1 protein-coding gene is annotated in these 17,775 nt (G+C 73.8%); it reads left to right on the top strand.

Annotated features, from left to right (window positions below; translation table 11 throughout):
* Positions 1–13: 13 nt before the first annotated feature.
* Positions 14–17,773 carry an SDR family NAD(P)-dependent oxidoreductase gene (locus ACFC1F_RS12175; protein WP_376157521.1) on the top strand — a complete coding sequence of 5,920 codons (17,760 nt, stop codon included), beginning with the start codon at positions 14–16 and terminating at the stop codon, positions 17,771–17,773.
* Positions 17,774–17,775: the final 2 nt, after the last annotated feature.

Raw genomic sequence — 17,775 nt, 5'->3', positions numbered from 1 at the left:
GATTCCGGGGACGTTGTTCTTCGAGTACCGGACGATCGACGAGTTGGCGGGGTACTTCTCGGAGAACCAGGCGGAGCGGCTGACCGAGCTGCTCGGTCTCGGGGAGTCCGCGACCCCGGTCGTGGCTGCGGCGCCGGTTGCGGCTGCGGCGTCGGTGGCCGTCGCGGAGCCGGTGGTGGTTGCGGGTGGTGGTTCGGAGGAGTTGCTGGGCCGGACGGTCGAGTACCTGAAGGACCGTCTGTCGCAGGTGTTCCGGATTCCGAAGGGGCGGATCGACGCTGCTGCGGAGTTGGGTGAGTACGGGATCGAGTCGATCCAGATCATGGAGTTGATGCGTCTTCTGGGGAAGGACTTCGAGTCGATTCCGGGGACGTTGTTCTTCGAGTACCGGACGATCGACGAGTTGGCGGGGTACTTCTCGGAGAACCAGGCGGAGCGGCTGACCGAGCTGCTCGACCTCGGGCAGCCCGCCGCCCCGGCCCCGGCCCCGGCCGCATCGGCACCCGCCGCCCCGGCCCCGGTCGCGCCGGCGCAGCCGCTCCGGACGCAGGCCGCACCGGCGGTGTCCGCGGCCCCGGCCGTGCAGGGGCACCCGCAGGCCGCCGGGCGGTCGCGTGACGTCGCGATCATCGGCGTCAGCGGCCGCTACCCGAAGGCCTGGAACCTCGACGAGTTCTGGAAGGTCCTGGAGCGCGGCGAGGACTGCATCGAGGAGATCCCGGCGCACCGCTGGGACAAGGACGAGCACTACGCGGCCGAGAAGACGCCCGGCAAGAGCAGCAGCAAGTGGGGCGGCTTCATCGACGGCGCCGAGAACTTCGACGCCCTGTTCTTCAACATGTCCCCGAACCAGGCCGCGCTGACGGACCCGCAGAGCCGCCTGTTCCTCCAGTCGGCCTGGGAGGCCATGGAGGACGCCGGGTACACGCGCAAGACCCTGAGCGCCGACAAGGCCCGCAAGGTCGGGGTCTACCTCGGCATGATGTGGAACGAGTACCAGCTGCTCAGCGGCCAGGAGGTCGTCCTCTCCGACCGCGCGGCGGCCTCCAACGCCGTGTCGTACTTCTTCAACCTGCACGGGCAGAGCCTGACCGTCGACACCGCCTGCTCGTCCTCGCTCTACGCGATCGCCATGGCGGTCGAGAGCATCCGCAACGGCAGCGCGTCGCTGGCGTTCGCCGGCGGGGCCAACCTCTCGCTGCACCCGAACAAGTACGTGTCGCTGAGCCAGATGAACTTCTTCGCCAAGGACGGGCGCTGCCGCTCGTTCGGCGACGGCGGCACCGGCTACGTGCCGGGCGAGGGCGTGGGCTGTGTCCTGCTCAAGCCGCTCGACCAGGCCGTCGCCGACGGCGACCACATCCACGGAGTGATCCGCGGCGTCGCCACCGTCCACGGCGGCAAGACCAACGGGATGACGGTGCCCAACCCGCTGGCCCAGGCGGAGATGGTCACGGCCGCCCTGGCCGACGCCGGCCTCTCGGCCGAGGACGTCAGCTACATCGAGGGCCACGGGACGGGCACCTCGCTCGGCGACCCGATCGAGATCACCGGCCTGACCCGGGCGTTCCGCAAGCACACCGCCAGGAAGCAGTACTGCCCGATCGGCTCGGTCAAGTCGAACATCGGGCACCTGGAGGGCGCGGCCGGGGTCGTCGCCGTCACCAAGGTGCTGCTGCAGATGAAGCACGGGATGATCGCGCCGTCCCTGCACTCCGAGAAGCTCAACCCCTACATCGACTTCGCGAACACGCCGTTCTACGTCCAGCAGGAGCTGGAGCCGTGGCGGCGCCCCACGCGGACGGTCGACGGGGTGACGCGGGAGCTGCCCAGGATCGCCGGCGTCTCCTCCTTCGGTGCCCACGGCGCCATCGCGCACGTGATCATCGAGGAGTACGTCCCCGCGCAGGAGCCGGCGCCGCAGACCGGCCGCAGCGTGCAGCCGCAGCTCGTCGCCCTGTCGGCGAAGGACGGTGACCGCCTGCGCGAGAAGGCGCAGGCGCTCCTGGACTGGCTGTCGGAGCAGGGCCGCGACGCCGCGCTGCCGGACATCGCCTACACGCTCCAGGTCGGCCGCGAGGCCATGGAGGAGCGGCTCGCCCTGGTCGTGGACGGTCACGACGCGCTGCGCGAGAAGCTCCGGGCCTTCCTCGACGGCGGGCAGGACGTCGAGGGCGTCTTCCACGCCGGGGTGCGCGCGCACAAGGACACCGTCGCCCTCCTGGAGGCCGACGAGGAGATGCAGGAGGTGGTGGCGCGCTGGCTCGAACGCGGCCGGGGCGAGAAGCTCGCCGAGCTCTGGGTCAAGGGCCTCGCCCTCGACTGGGAGTCCCTGGCCCGGGGCGCCGAGGTGCGCCGCATCCCGCTGCCGACGTACCCGTTCGCGCAGGAGCGCCACTGGCTGGACGCGCCGAAGCCGCTCTCCCTGGGCCGGGCCCCGGTGGAGCCGGTCGCCGTCGCGCCGGCGGTTGCCGCGCCGGTCGTTGCCGCGTCGGTCGCCGTCGCGCCTCCGGTCGCCCGGACGGTCGCCGTCACCGCCCCGGCCGCCGTGGCCGAGGCGGAGGAGCCGACCCGGTCGCTCGCCTTCGTGGAGGGCTGGGAGCCGCAGGCGCTGGACGGCACGGCCGACCAGCAGCCCGGTGGCGTCGTCTTCCTCTGCACCGGGGCGGAGCGCCAGGCCGGGATCGCCCGGGCCGTGCGCGCGCTCGACCCGGCCCTGCCGGTGGCCTTCGTCGCCTTCGGCGACGCCTACCGGAAGGTGGCGGCGGACTCCTACGAGGTCCGGCGCGGTGAGCCCCAGGACTACCGGGAGGCGTTCCGCGACCTCGCGGCGAACCGGCCCGGCATCGACGCGGTCGTCAACCTCCGTGCGCTGGAGCCCGGTTGGGACGCCGAGGACTTCGGTGACGTCGTCCTCACCCTCCAGGCCGTGGCCGCGGCCAAGCTCCCCGCGCGGCGCCTCGTGCTCGCGGGGGAGTACCGCGACGGCGTCGAGCGCGCCCTGCTGGAGGCCCACATCGGCTTCGAGCGGTCGCTGGGCCTGGTCATGCCGCAGCTGTCCGTGGTGGCCGTGCTCCAGGACGCCGCCGACCCGCAGCGGCCCGCCGACGAGGCCGCCTGGACGCAGCGGCTGCTCGCCGAGCTGCGCACCGGGAAGGCCGTCAGCGCGCTCTACCGCGCCGGCGGACGCTTCGTCAGCCGGGTCCGGCCGGTGGCCCTCGCCGAGCGCCCCGGCGCCCTGCGGCGCGGTGGCACCTACCTGATCACCGGCGGGGCCGGCGGCCTCGGCATGATCGTCGCCCGGCACCTCGCCGGGAGCTACGCGGCCAACCTGGTGCTCACCGGGCGCTCCCCGCTGGACGCGGCGCGGCAGGAGCTGCTCGACGGCCTGACCGCCGCCGGGGCCCGGGCCGTGTACGTGCAGGCGGACGTGGCCGACGCGCAGGACATGAAGCGCGTCGTGGCGCAGGCGCGCGAGCGCTTCGGCGCGCTGAACGGCGTCGTCCACGCGGCCGGTGTCCAGGGCGAGGGGAGCGTCCTGCAGAAGGAGCCCGGCACCTTCGCGGGAATCCTGGAGCCCAAGATCCGCGGCACGCTGGCGCTGGACGAGGCGCTCGCGGGCGAGCCCGTCGGCTTCGTCTGCTACTTCTCCTCGACCTCGGCCGTCATCGGTGACTTCGGCACCTGCGACTACGCGGTCGGCAACCGCTTCCAGATGGCCTACGCGGCCCACCGCGACGCGCTGGTCGCGGCCGGGCGGCTCTCCGGTCGGACGGTGGTCGTCAACTGGCCGCTCTGGCGCGAGGGAGGGATGGGCTTCGACCAGGACACCACCACGATGCTCCTGCGGTCGAGCGGCCAGGACTTCCTGGAGACGCAGGACGGCATCGCGCTGTTCGAGCAGCTGCTGGCCCAGGACGCCCCGCAGCACATGATCCTGGTGGGCAGGCCCAGCCGGGTGGTGCGCTTCCTCGGGCTGACGCAGCCGCAGCCGGTCGTCGCGCCGTCCGCCCCGGCGGCGGCGTCCGCGCCGGTGGTCAGCCCCGAGGAGGGGCTGGACCGCGACCTCAGGGAGATCATCAGCGGGGCCGTCAACATCGGCCTCGACAAGATCTACGAGGACGACAACCTCTCCGACTACGGCTTCGACTCGGTCAGCCTGGCCGAGCTGGCGGCCCGGCTCGGCTCGCACTACGGCGTCGAGGTCTCGCCCTCGCTCTTCTACAGCCACTCCACGCTGCGCAAGCTCAGGGGCTACTTCGCGGCCGAGCACCAGGACGTCCTCGCCGCGTTCTACGGCGGTGGTGACGACACCGTACCCGCCACCGCCGCCGAGGTGGCGGAGCCGGACTGGTTCCGGGCCGCACTCGACCGGGCCGCGGCCGAACCGGCACCGGCCCGGCCCGCCGCACCGGCCCGGCCCGTCACCGCGGCTCAGCCCGTCACTGCCGCTCAGGCCGCCGTCGACGGGGCCGTCGAGGCCATCGCCGCCGTCGAGGCCGCCACGGCCGGACAGCAGGCGGGCGGCACCCGCCCCGAGCCGGCCGCCCGGACGGCGTCCGGGGGGAACGCGGACGACGACGCCATCGCCGTCATCGGCATGAGCGGCCGCTTCCCCGGCGCGGACGACGTCGACCAGCTCTGGTCCGTCCTCGCCGAGGGCCGCGACACCGTGACCCCGGTCAGCCGTGAGCGCCTCGCCCTCTGGGGCGAGCCCGAGGACAGCCCGTTCGGCGCGTTCCGGGTCGGCCAGCTGTCCGGACCGGACGAGTTCGACCCGCTGTTCTTCGAACTCTCCCCCAAGGAGGCGCAGAGCCTGGACCCGCGCCAGCGGCTGCTCCTCCAGGAGTCGTGGCGGGCGCTGGAGGACGCGGGCTGGAAGCCGGCGACCACCCGCAGGGTCGGCATGTTCGTGGGCGTCGAGCAGGGCGACTACGGCGACCTCGCCCGCGGCACCGGCAGCATCACCGCCAACCACGACGGCATCCTCGCCGCGCGGCTGTCCTACTTCCTGGACCTCAACGGCCCGGTGATGGCCCTCAACACGGCCTGCTCCTCCGGTCTCGTCGCCGCCCACCAGGCGTGCGCGAGCATCCGCAACGGCGAGTGCGAGACCGCCCTCGCCGCCGGGATCAGCCTGATCACGACCCCGCAGCTGCTCGACGGCACCCGGCAGGCCGGCATGCTCTCCGAGGACGGCGTCTGCTACGCCTTCGACAAGCGGGCCAACGGCATGGTGCTCAGCGAGGCCGTCGCCGTCGTCGTCCTGAAGAAGCTCTCCGCGGCGGTCGCCGACGGGGACCGGATCCACGCCGTCATCCGCGCCAGCGGCATCAACTACGACGGCAGGTCGAACGGCATCACGGCCCCCAACGGCGACGCCCAGACGGAGCTGCTGCGCTCCACGTACCGCCAGTACGGGGTCGACCCGGCGGACGTCGAGTACGTGGTCGCGCACGGGACGGGCACCCGGCTCGGGGACCCGGTGGAGATCAACGCGCTCAACGACGCCTTCAAGGGCTTCACCGACAAGCAGCAGTACTGCGCCCTGACCTCGGTCAAGTCGAACATCGGGCACACGCTCGCGGCCTCCGGCCTCGTCAGCCTCATCGGGCTCGTCCAGGCCATGCGGCACGAGACGATCCCGGCGAGCCTGCACTGCGAGCAGGAGAGCGAGTACATCGCCTGGAAGGACAGCCCGTTCTTCGTCAACAAGGCGAACCGGGCCTGGCCCGAGCGCGCCGGGCGCCGGCGCGTCGGGGCCGTCAGCTCGTTCGGTATGAGCGGGACCAACGCACACATGGTTGTGGAGAGTTATCCGGTGCAGAACGAGGACGAGGCCGCGACGATGACCGCCCACCTCCTGGCCGTGTCGGCCAAGTCCGAGGAGTCGCTGCGGCAGCGCGTCACCGACCTGATCGACTTCCTGGAGGACGCCACCCGCCCGCAGGGCCTGCGCGAGGTCGGCGCGACCCTGCTCGACGGCCGGCCGCACTTCCAGCACCGCTGCGCGGTGGTGGCCCGCGACGCCGCCGAGGCCGTCGGCCTGCTGCGGCAGTGGGCCCGGGACGGGCAGGCGCCCGACGTCTTCACCGCGCGGGTGCCCAAGGGCTTCGCGCCGAAGGACGAGGTGCGCGAGGCCGGCGACCGCCTGCTGGAGCAGGCGGCCCGGCTGCACCACGACGGCGCGCTCTACACGGACGCGCTGCGGGCCGTGGCCAAGGCCTACTGCCAGGGGCACGACCTCGCGTGGCTCCGGCTGTTCGGCGGCCGGCGCCCGGCCCCGGTCTCGCTGCCCGGCTACCCCTTCGCCAGGAAGCGGCTGTGGCAGCAGGACGCCGCCCGGCAGGCGGCGGCCGCGGCCGGCCACCCGCTGCTGCGGCGTTCCGCGGAGCCCGGCCGGCCGGCCGGGACGACCCTCACCGGCCGGGAGTTCTTCCTGCGCGACCACGTCGTGGCCGGGGAGAAGGTCCTCCCCGGTGTGGCGCACCTGGAGCTGGCCCGCGCGGCCCACGCCGCCGCCCGGGCGGACCAGGGCGGGCGGCCCGGCACCGTGGTGATCCGGGACGTCGTCTGGATGCGGCCGGTCAAGGTCGGTGACACCCCGTCCGACGTTCAGGTCGAGCTCGACCCGGACACCTCCGGGGTGCGCTACCGGATCCTCGCCCCGGTGGCCGGCGCGCAGCCGGCCGTGCACAGCCAGGGCCGCATCCTCGTCGGCGACACCCCGAGCCCGGCCCCGCTCGACCTCGCGCGACTGCGGGCCGAGTGCGGCTCCTACGAGATCGACGCCGCCGAGGCGTACGCCTCCTACCGGCGCAAGGGCATCCAGTACGGTCCGGCCTTCCAGGGCCTGGTGCGGATCTTCGCCGGTGAGGGGCAGGTCCTCGCCGAGCTGGCGCTGCCGCGGGCGGCGGAGGACGGCGTCGACCGTTTCGGGCTGCACCCCAGCCTGCTCGACGCCGCCCTGCAGGCCTCCATCGGCCTGCTGGACGCCGTCGACGGTGCCCACCTGCCGTACGCGCTGGAGGAGTTGGAGATCCTCGGGCCCTGCACGCCGACCATGTGGGCGTGGCTGCGGCGCAGCGAGCGTCCGGCCGGACAGGCTGGTTCGGCGCAGGGCGGCGACAAGCTGGACGTCGACCTGTGCGACGCGCAGGGCAACGTGAGCGTGCGGATCAGGGCCTTCAGCACCCGCCCGGTCAAGCGCGCCGCCCAGCCGCTGCCCGTCGCCGCCCCGGCCGCGTCCGAGGGCCGGCTCACCCTGACGAAGCCGGGCTGGGAGCAGGCGCAGCCGCCGTTCCCGCCGGCGGCGCAGCGCACCCCGGGCGGGAGGATCCTGCTCGTCGGCGACCAGGCGGACGCGCTGGGCTCGGTCCTCACCGGCCACGAGGGCGTCGAGGTCCTGCTGCTGCGGGCGGGCGACACCGTCGACGGCCTCAGGGCCCGGCTGGCGCGCGGCGGCGCGGTCTACGACCACGTGGTCTGGGTCGCGGGCGGCGCCGCACCGTCCGGGCCGGAGAGCGATGACCTGATCGACCGTCAGGAGCAGGGCGCTTACGCCGGGTTCCGGCTGGCCAAGGCGCTCCTGGCGCTCGGCTACGAGAAGCGGGCCCTGGAGTGGACCGCCGTGACGGTCCGCAGCCAGTTCGTCGGCGACACCGACCGGGTCGACCCGACCCACGCCGGTGTGCACGGCCTGCTGGGCTCGCTGGCGAAGGAGAACCCGCGCTGGCGGGTCCGCCTCGCCGACGTCGAGGAGCTGCGCGACTCCGTCCTGCGGGAGGCGCTCGACCTCCCGGTGGAGCCGGCGGCGGCCACCTGGGCGCACCGGGGCGGGCAGTGGTACCGGCAGACCCTGGTGCCCGTGCCGGCCGAGGAGGCGGCCCGCGAGGACGCCACGGCGTACAAGCACGGCGGCGTCTACGTCGTCATCGGCGGCGCCGGCGGGCTCGGGGCGGCCTGGACGGAGCACGTCGTGCGCAACTACCGGGCGCAGGTGGTCTGGATCGGCCGCCGCCCCGAGGACGAGGCGATCCGGGCCCGGATCGCCGAGCTGGCCCTGCTGGGCCCCGCGCCCTGGTACCTCCAGGCCGACGCCACCGACCGGGAGTCCCTCGCGGCCGCCGTCGCCCGGGTCAAGGCGCGCTTCCCGCAGATCCACGGTGTCGTCCACTCGGCCATCGCCCTGCTCGACCAGAGCGTGGCGCGGATGACCGAGGACCGGTTCCGGGCCGCGGTGCAGGCCAAGGTGGACGTCAGCGTCCGGATGGCCCAGGTCTTCGTCGGCGAGCCGCTGGACTTCGTGCTGTTCTTCTCCTCGCTCAACTCCTTCCAGCGCTCCGCGGGCCAGAGCAACTACGTCTGCGGCTGCGTCTTCAAGGACGCCTTCGCCCGGCTCCTGCAGCAGACCTGGCCCGCCACCGTGAAGGTGATGAACTGGGGCTACTGGGGCAGCGTCGGCGTCGTCGCCGCCGACGCCTACCAGCGGCGGATGGAGCTCGACGGCATCGGCTCGATCGAGCCCGCCGAGGGCATGGCGGCGCTGGACGTGCTGCTCTCCGGGCCGTTCGACCAGCTCGCCGTGGAGAAGACCACGACCCCGAAGCGGGCCGCGAAGCCGGCGGTCGTCACCGCCGGTGCTGCCGGTGCTGCCGGTGCTGCCGGTGCCACCGACGCGGTGCGCACCGCGGACGAGCACCAGCTGCGGCGCGTCCTCGCCGACTCCGGCAGCGCCCGGGGCTTCGACGACGAGCTGCTCTGCGAGCTGCTGTTCACCCAGCTGCGGGCCGTGGGGCTGAGGGCCGAGGGCGGCTCCGTCACCGGGCTCCGGGCCGCGCTGAAGCCGGGCGGCGGCTACGACCGCTGGCTCGACGAGAGCCTGCGCATCCTGGCCGGCCACGGGTACCTGGAGTACCGCGAGGACGGTGCCGGGCACTACGCGCCGACCGCGAAGGCCCCGGCCGACGGTGACGCCGTGTGGCGGCGCTGGGAGGCGCTGTGCCGGGAGGGCAACGGCGCCAACGCCTACATCGCCCTGCTGGACCCGGCGGTCCGCGCGTTCCCCGAGGTCCTCACCGGCCGTCGGCCCGCGACCGACGTCGTCTTCCCCGGCTCGTCGATGAGCCTGGTGGAGGGCGTCTACCGGCACTGCGACAGCGCCGACGCCCTCAACGAGATCATGGCGGACCAGGTGGCCGCCCGGGTGGCGGCCCTGCTCGACCGCGACCCGGCCCGCCGGGTGCGGATCTTCGAGATCGGCTCCGGCACCGGCGGCACGAGCGAGAAGGTGCTGCGCCGACTCGCGCCGTACCGCGACGCCATCGCCGAGTACCGCTACACCGACCTCTCCAAGTACTTCCTGCTCAAGGGCCGCAAGGAGTTCGGCGCCGAGCACCCGTACGTGCGGTTCGAGCTCTTCGACGTGGAGCGCGGCCCCGCGGAGCAGGGCGTGACCGAGGGCGGCTACGACATCGTGCTCGCCACCAACGTCCTGCACGCGACCCGCGACGTGCGGGCGGCCGTGCGCCACGCCAAGGCGCTGCTGGGTGCGGACGGCGAGCTCGTCCTGAACGAGATGGCCGCGCGCACGCTCTTCCTGCACCTGACCTTCGGTCTGCTCGACGGCTGGTGGCTCTACCAGGACGCCGAGCTGCGGATCGAGGGCTGCCCCGGCCTGGCGCCCGCGAGCTGGCGGACGGTCCTGGAGGAGGCGGGCTTCGGCCCCGTCGCCTTCCCGGCCGCCGCGGTGCACGAGGCGGGCCACCAGATCGTGGTGGCCCGGTCCGGTGCGGCCGTGCCCGCCGCCCCGCTCGCCGCCGCGCCCACCGCCGTGGCCGCGCCGCAGGCCGCGCAGACCGTGCAGACCGGGCAGGCCGGGCAGACCCTGCCTGCCGCGCCGGAGGTGAGCGAGGGCGAGGTGCGGGCGTACGTGCAGCGCGCGATCGTCGCGCGGATCCAGGAGTCCCTGGGGCTGGCCGCGAGCGAGGTCCACGAGGAGGACGCCTTCTCCGACTACGGGGTGGACTCCATCCTCGGGGTGCAGCTGATCCAGGACCTCAACGAGGACCTGGGCGGGGTGCTGGTCACCACGGACCTGTTCGACCACGGCTCGGTGCGCCGGCTGGCGGCCTACGTGGCCGACACCTTCCCCGGGCAGGCGCGGGCGCTGCTGCCGCGGAGCGCCGCCGACACGCAGCCGGCCGCCGCTGCGCCCGTCACCCGGGTGGTTGCCCCGGTCGTCACGCCGGCCGTCGCCGCGCCCGCGCCCGTCGCGGTCCAGGAGGCGCGCGTGCGGGAGGCGATCCTCGCGCAGATCGAGCAGTCCCTCGGCCTGGACCGCCGGGAGATCTCCGAGGAGGACGCCTTCGCCGACTACGGCGTCGACTCCATCCTCGGGGTCGGCCTGACGCAGGACCTGAACACCGCGCTCGGCACCACGCTGGCGGCCACCGACCTGTTCGACCACAGCTCGGTGCGCCGGCTGGCCCGGTACGTGGTGGAGTTCCACCGCGACGAGCTGGCCGCCTCGGCCGTCGCGGAGCCCGAAGCCGCTCCCGCGCCGCGGCCCGCGGTCGTCCCCGCGGCGGCCGCCCCCGCGCGGGTCGTCGCCACCTCGGTCGTCCCGGCGCCGGAGGCCCCCGCGGCCGTCGTGCCCGTCGCCGTCGTGCCCACTGCCGCTGCGCCCACCGCCGTCGCGGCCCCCGCGCCCGCTGCGCCCGCGGCCGCCGCGGACCCGTCCACCGAGCCGATCGCGATCATCGGCCTGAGCGGGCGGTTCGGCACCGCGAAGGACGTCCACCAGCTCTGGCAGCACCTCGCCGAGGGCCGCAGCCTGGTCGGCGAGATCGACCGCTGGGACCTCTCCACGCACGTCTCGCCGGGCGCCGGCCACCCCCGGTACGCCTCGCTCATGGACGACATCGACCTCTTCGACCCGATGTTCTTCCAGATATCCGGCCTTGAGGCCACCTACATGGACCCGCAGCAGCGCCTCACGCTGGAGGAGTCCTGGAAGGCGCTGGAGGACGCCGGCTACGCCGGCGAGGCCGTCCGCGGCCGGGACTGCGGCGTCTACATCGGCACCCAGATCAGCGACTACCTGACCGCGCCCGCCGAGGACGCCCCGGCCCAGGCCATGTGGGGCAACGCCGAGGCGATCATCCCGGCCCGGATCTCCTACTACCTCGACCTCCAGGGCCCCGCCATCGCCGTCGAGACGGCCTGCTCCGGCTCCCTGGTCGCCATCCACCTCGCGTGCCAGGCGCTGCGCGCCGGCGAGGTGGAGCTGGCCCTGGCCGGCGGTGTCTCGGTGCAGTGCGCACCCGACTACTACCTGGCGGCCCACAAGGCCGGCATGCTCTCCGACACCGGCCAGTGCCACACCTTCGACGAGCGGGCGGACGGCTTCGTCCCCGGCGAGGGCGTCGGCATGGTCGTGCTCAAGCGCCTGCGGGACGCGCTCGCCGACGGCGACCACATCCACGGTGTGGTGCGCGCCTCGGGCCTGAACCAGGACGGGACGTCCAACGGCATCACCGCGCCGAGCGCGAAGTCGCAGGAGCGGCTGGAGCGTTCGGTCTACGACACCTTCGGCATCGACCCGGCCGGCATCCAGCTGGTCGAGGCCCACGGCACCGGCACCAAGCTCGGCGACCCGATCGAGTTCCAGGCGCTGACCCGGGCGTTCCGCTCCTACACCGACAAGCAGGAGTACTGCGCGATCGGCTCGGTGAAGACCAACATCGGGCACGCCGCGCCCGCCTCCGGGGTGGCGGGCCTCGCCAAGGTCCTGCTCGCCATGCACCACCGGGAGCTGCCGCGCTCCCTCCACTTCGAGCAGGGCAACGCCCACATCGCCTTCCGGGGCAGCCCGTTCTACGTCAACACCGTCCACCGCGAGTGGACGGCCGAGCCGGGCCGCCCGCGGCTGGCCGCCCTCAGCTCGTTCGGGTTCAGCGGCACCAACGCCCACCTGGTGATCGAGGAGGCCCCCGAGCGGCTCCGCACCGGGCCGGCCGCGGACGGCCACCTGGTGGTACTGTCCGCCCTCTCGCTCGACCAACTGCGCACCCAGGCAACCCAGTTGGCGGACCACCTGGCCGGCCGTCCGGAGACCGGGCTGGGGGACGTCGCCCTGACGCTGCTCCTGGGCCGCCGGCACTGCCCGGTCCGGCTGGCCTGCGTCGCCCGGGACACCGCCGAGCTGGTGGCGCGCCTGCGCGAGTGGCTCGCGGACGGCCGCGAGGAGCACGTGCGCGTCGCCGACCTCGCGGACCACGCGCCGCGCCCGCAGACCTCCCTGGAGCAGTTCGGCAACAGCTGCATCCGGCAGTGCGCCGACGGCGCGGCCGGGACGGCCCGGACCGAACAACTGGAAGCCGTGCGCGACCTCTACCTCCAGGGCTACGAGCTGGAGTACGCGCGGCTCTTCCCCGCCGGGGCGCACCTGCGCGTCCCGCTGCCGACCTACCCCTTCCTGCGGCAGCGCTACTGGCTGCCCGAGGAGGCCGTGACGCGGCGCCCGGCCCTGCCCGCCGCCCCCGTCCCGGCGGCCCTGCCCTCCGCACGCGCCACCGGCCCGGAGGACGCCGACCACCTGTCGCTGGCACCGCTGTGGGTCCGCGAGCCGGCCCCCGGCCAGGGCGCCGAGCCGGCCGACGGCCTGGTCCTGGACGGCAACGTGGTGGTCGTCGGCGGCGACGCCGACGAGCGCGCCGCCGTCGCCGCCCACTGCGCCGCCCCGCACTTCCTCACCGACGGCGACACGCGGAGCGTCGAGGCGCTCACCGCCGCGCTGCGCCGCATCGGCACCGTCCGCCACCTCGTCTGGATCTCGCCGGCCGACGCCGCCGCGACGGCCGGGGCCACCGCACTGCTGCAGCGCACCGACACCGGCGTGGTCGCCTTCTTCAGGCTGACCAAGGCCCTGTTCGCGCTCGGCTACGGCGGTGAGGAGCTCAGCTGGACGGTCGTGACCCGGCAGACCCAGTCCGTGCTCCAGGGCGAGACGGTGCACCCCGCCGACGCGGCGGTGCTCGGCCTGGCCGGCGTGATGGCCAGGGAACTGCCGAACTGGGGCGTGAAGTCCTTCGACCTCGGCGTGGCCGAACCCGCCCCCGTCGCCGTCCTGCTGGGCGCCCCGGCCCGTTCGGTGCGGGCGCTGCGGGGCGGGCAGTGGTTCCGCCGCAGCCTGGCCGAGGTGGCGCTCCCCGCGCCGGCCCGCACCCCGTACAAGGAGGGCGGCGTCTACGTCGTCCTCGGCGGGGCCGGCGGCATCGGCGAGCTGTGGAGCGAGGACGTCATCCGCCGCTTCGGCGCCCAGGTGGTCTGGATCGGCCGACGCGAGAAGGACGACGCCATCCAGCGGAAGATCGACCGGCTCGGTGCCCTGGGCCGCGCGCCCTGGTACGTCCCGGCGGACGCCGCCGACCCGGTGTCGCTGCGGGCCGCGTACGAGAAGGTCAAGGAGCGGTTCGGCACCGTCCACGGAGTCGTCCAGTCGGTGTTCGGCCTGGTCGACCAGAGCCTGCCGAACACGAGCGAGGAGCAGTTCCGCCAGGGCCTGAGCGCCAAGGTCGACGCCAGCGTGCGGATGGCCGAGGTCTTCGACGCCGAGGGGCTCGACTTCCTGCTGTTCTTCTCCTCGATCGCGTCGATCAACCAGACCATGGGCTACTGCAGTTACGTGGCCGGCAACGCCTTCGAGGACGCCCTCGCCGACCGGCTGTCCGCGGAGCGCGGCTACGCGGTCAAGGTGGTCAACTGGGGCTACTGGGGCGCCGTCGGCAGCGGGCTCGACGTCCCGCAGCACGTCCGGGAGCGGATCTACCAGCAGGAGGGCCTCGGCGACATCGACCCGGCGCTCGCGATGGACGCGGTCGAGCGGCTGCTGGCCGCGCCGCTCGGGCAGCTGGTCTACGTCAACACCCGCAAGCCGGAACGGTTCGAGGCCTACTCGGCGCACGAGTCCGTCCGGGTGCTGAGCCCGGCGGCCGCGCAGGCCGGCCCGCTCACCCCCGAACTCCCCTCCCGTCAGGGCGCGTTGCGCACGGTGGAGACGCAGGCCAAGGACAAGCTCCGGGAGCTGGACGCGCTGCTCGCCAAGCTGCTCTGGTGCGAGCTGCACGGCCGCGGCTGGTTCCCCGGCGGCGTCTTCGACGCGGCCTCCTTCCAGCAGGCCAACGGGATCATCGGCAAGTACGACCGCTGGCTCCAGGAGACCCTCAAGCTCTTCGTCCAGCAGGGCCACCTCGTCGAGACCGGCACCGGCTACCGCGCCGGCGCCGCCGCCCCCGTCGACGCGGCCGCGACCGCGGCCGAGTGGGAGCGCAACAAGCAGGCGTGGCTGGCCGATCCGGAGCTGCGGGCGTCCGTGGACCTGGTCGACAAGACCCTCCGGGCGCTGACCGGCATCCTCACCGGCGCCACCTCCGCGGTCGACGTCATCTTCCCCGGCTCCTCCCTGGACCTGGTGGAGGGCATCTACAAGCGGAACATGATCGCCGACTACTTCAACGACGTCGTCGGCGACTGCACCGTCGCCCTGGTCGAGCGCCGGCTGGCGCAGGACCCCGGCGCGCGGTTCCGCATCCTGGAGGTGGGCGCCGGCACTGGCGGCACCACCGCCACGGTCATGCGCCGGCTGCGCCCGTACACGGAGCACATCGGCGAGTACTGCTACACCGACCTCTCGCGGGCCTTCCTCATCCACGGCAGGCAGCAGTGGGGGGCGGAGAACCCGTTCCTGCGCACCGAGCTCTACGACGCCGGCCGGCCGGTGGCGGAGCAGGGTTTCGAGGAGGGCGGCTACGACCTCGTCATCGCGACCAACGTGCTGCACGCGACCAAGGACATCCGCGTGTCGTTGCGCAACAGCAAGGCCCTGCTGCGGCCCGGCGGCGCCGTCGTGGTCAACGAGATCGACGGCTACACCGTGTTCGGCATGCTGACCTTCGCCCTCCTGGACGGCTGGTGGCTGTACGACGACCCGGAGCTGCGGGACGCCGGCGGCCCGGGCCTCGAACCCGCGATGTGGCGCTCCGTGCTGGAGTGGGAGGGCTTCGCGGCCGTCGAGTTCCCCGCCCGGGACGCGCACCCGCTCGGCCAGCAGGTCGTCGTCGCCTTCAGCGACGGCGTGATCCGCCAGGCGGACGGCGTCGAGCCGCCCGCCGAGGCCGGGCCGCTGCCCGTGGCGCCCGCCGGGGCCCGCCCCGCGGCGCCGGCCGCCGCGCAGCCGGAGCCGGAGGCCGCCCCGCAGCCCGTGCGGGTGGACGAGGCGGCGTTCAAGGACGCGATGCGGACGTACCTGCGGGAGCTGGTCGCCCGGACCCTGCTGATCCCGGCCGGGTCCATCGACGCCCGCGAGCCGCTGTCGGCCTACGGCATCGACTCGATCCTCATCCTCCAGCTCCTGAACAACCTCAAGAAGGACCTGGGAGAGGTCAGCAGCACGCTCTTCTTCGAGTACCGCACGATCGAGGAGCTCACCGGGCACTTCGCCGGGCGGCAGGACGAGGCCCTGGAGCGAGCGATCGGCCTGGCGCCGGCTGCCGTGGCTGCTCCGGCCGCTACGCCGGTTTCGGCCCCGGTGACCCCGGTGACCCCGGTGGCCGCGGCGTCCGCCGCGCCCGCCGTGCCCGTGCGGACCACGCCGGTCGCGCCCGCGCCCGCCGTCGCGCCGGCGGGCGCACCCGAGCCCGCGCCGAAGCGCGGTGGCGACATCGCGATCGTCGGCATGAGCGCCCGGTTCCCGCAGGCCGAGACGCTGGACGCGTACTGGGAGAACCTGCGGTCCGGCCGCAACTCCGTCACCGAGATCCCCGCCGACCGGTGGCCCCTCGACGGCTTCTACGAACCCGACAAGGAGAAGGCCGCCGCGGAGGGCAAGAGCTACAGCAAGTGGGGCGGCTTCCTCGACGGCTTCGCCGACTTCGACCCGCTGTTCTTCGAGATGACGCCCAACGAGGCGATGGAGATCGACCCGCAGGAGCGCCTGTTCCTCCAGGAGACCTGGAAGGCGTTCGAGGACGCGGGCTACACGCGGGCGCGCATCGAGCGGGACTTCGACGGCCGGGTCGGTGTCTTCGTGGGCATCACGCGCGCCGGACACAACCTCTACGGGCCCGAGCGGTGGCGCCGCGGCGACACGACCTACCCGTACACCTCGTTCGGTTCGGCGGCCAACCGGGTCTCGTTCAAGCTGAACCTGAACGGCCCGAGCATGCCGGTCGACACGCTCTGCTCCTCCTCGCTGACAGCTCTTCACGAGGCCTGCGAGCACCTGCTCCGCGGTGACTGCGAGCTGGCCGTGACGGGCGGGGTGAACCTCTACCTGCACCCGTCGAGCTACCTCAACCTGTGCAACCTCCAGATGCTCGCGGACGAGGAGAAGTGCCGCAGCTTCGGGCTCGGCGGAAACGGCTTCGTCCCCGGCGAGGGCGTCGGCGCGATCGTCCTCAAGCGACTGGAGGACGCCGAGCGGGACGGCGACCACATCCACGCCGTCATCCGCGGCACGAGCATCAACCACGGCGGGACGACCAACGGCTACACCGTGCCGAACCCGGTGGCGCAGGGCAGGGTCGTGCGCCAGGCGCTCGACCGGGCCGGCGTCGACGCCCGCACGGTCAGCTACATCGAGGCCCACGGCACCGGGACGGCGCTCGGCGACCCGATCGAGATCAACGGCCTCACCAGGGCGTTCTCCGGTGACACCCGGGACGTCCAGTACTGCGCGATCGGCTCGGCCAAGAGCAACATCGGCCACGCCGAGGCCGCCGCGGGCATCGCCGGCGTGCTGAAGGTCGTGCTCCAGCTCCAGCACGGCGAGCTGGCGCCCAGCCTGCACGCCGAGGAGCTGAACCCGCACATCGACTTCGCGTCGACCCCGTTCGTGGTCCAGCGCGAGCAGGCGGAGTGGAAGCGCCCGGTGGTCACCGTGGACGGCGTCACGACGGAGGTCCCGCGCCGGGCGGGCGTCTCGTCCTTCGGGGCGGGCGGCGCCAACGCGCACGTGGTGATCGAGGAGTACGTCCCGGCGGCGCCGGCCGCCGCGGGCGGTCCGGCCGACGGCCCCGCCGTCGTCGTCCTCTCCGCCAAGGACGAGGAGCGGCTGCGGGAGCAGGCCGCGGCGCTGCTGCGCTGGCTGCCCGCCGCGGAGCTGCGCGGGGTGTCCGTCACCGACGTCGCCCACACGCTGCAGACCGGGCGCGAGGCCATGCCCGAGCGGCTGGGGACGGTCGTCGGCTCCCTCGGCGAGCTGAGGGAGCGTCTCCAGGGCTTCCTGGAGCGCCCCGAGCGGGCCGAGGGGCTGCACCGCGGCCGGGTGAAGCGCCAGGACCGCGCACTCTCCGCGCTCACCGCGGACGAGGACATGGGCGCGATCCTCGAAGCCTGGATCGCGAAGGGGAAGTACGCGAAGGTGCTCGACCTCTGGGTGAACGGCTTCGAGCTCGACTGGCGCAGCCTCCACCCGGGGCGCACGGCCCGGGTCGTCCCGCTGCCCACCTACCCCTTCGCCCGGGAGCGGTACTGGATCGCCGAGAAGCGGATCGACGGTCCCGAGGACGGGGCCGGCGCGGTGGCGGCGGGCCTTCCGGACGGACGGCCCGACGCACGGACGGACGCACGGCCCGACGCACAGCCCGACGCACTGCTGGACGACGTCCTCGACAGCTACCTGAGCGACTCCCTCGGCATGGAAGCCGCCGCAGAGCACATCCGCCGGTCGTTCGACGACGCCGGCCGTACCACGGACAACGGGGGTCGCTGACC

It is taken from the genome of Kitasatospora sp. NPDC056181 (genome assembly GCF_042266225.1).
Taxonomy (GTDB): domain Bacteria; phylum Actinomycetota; class Actinomycetes; order Streptomycetales; family Streptomycetaceae; genus Kitasatospora.
This window is presented reverse-complemented; position numbering and strand designations above follow the sequence as displayed.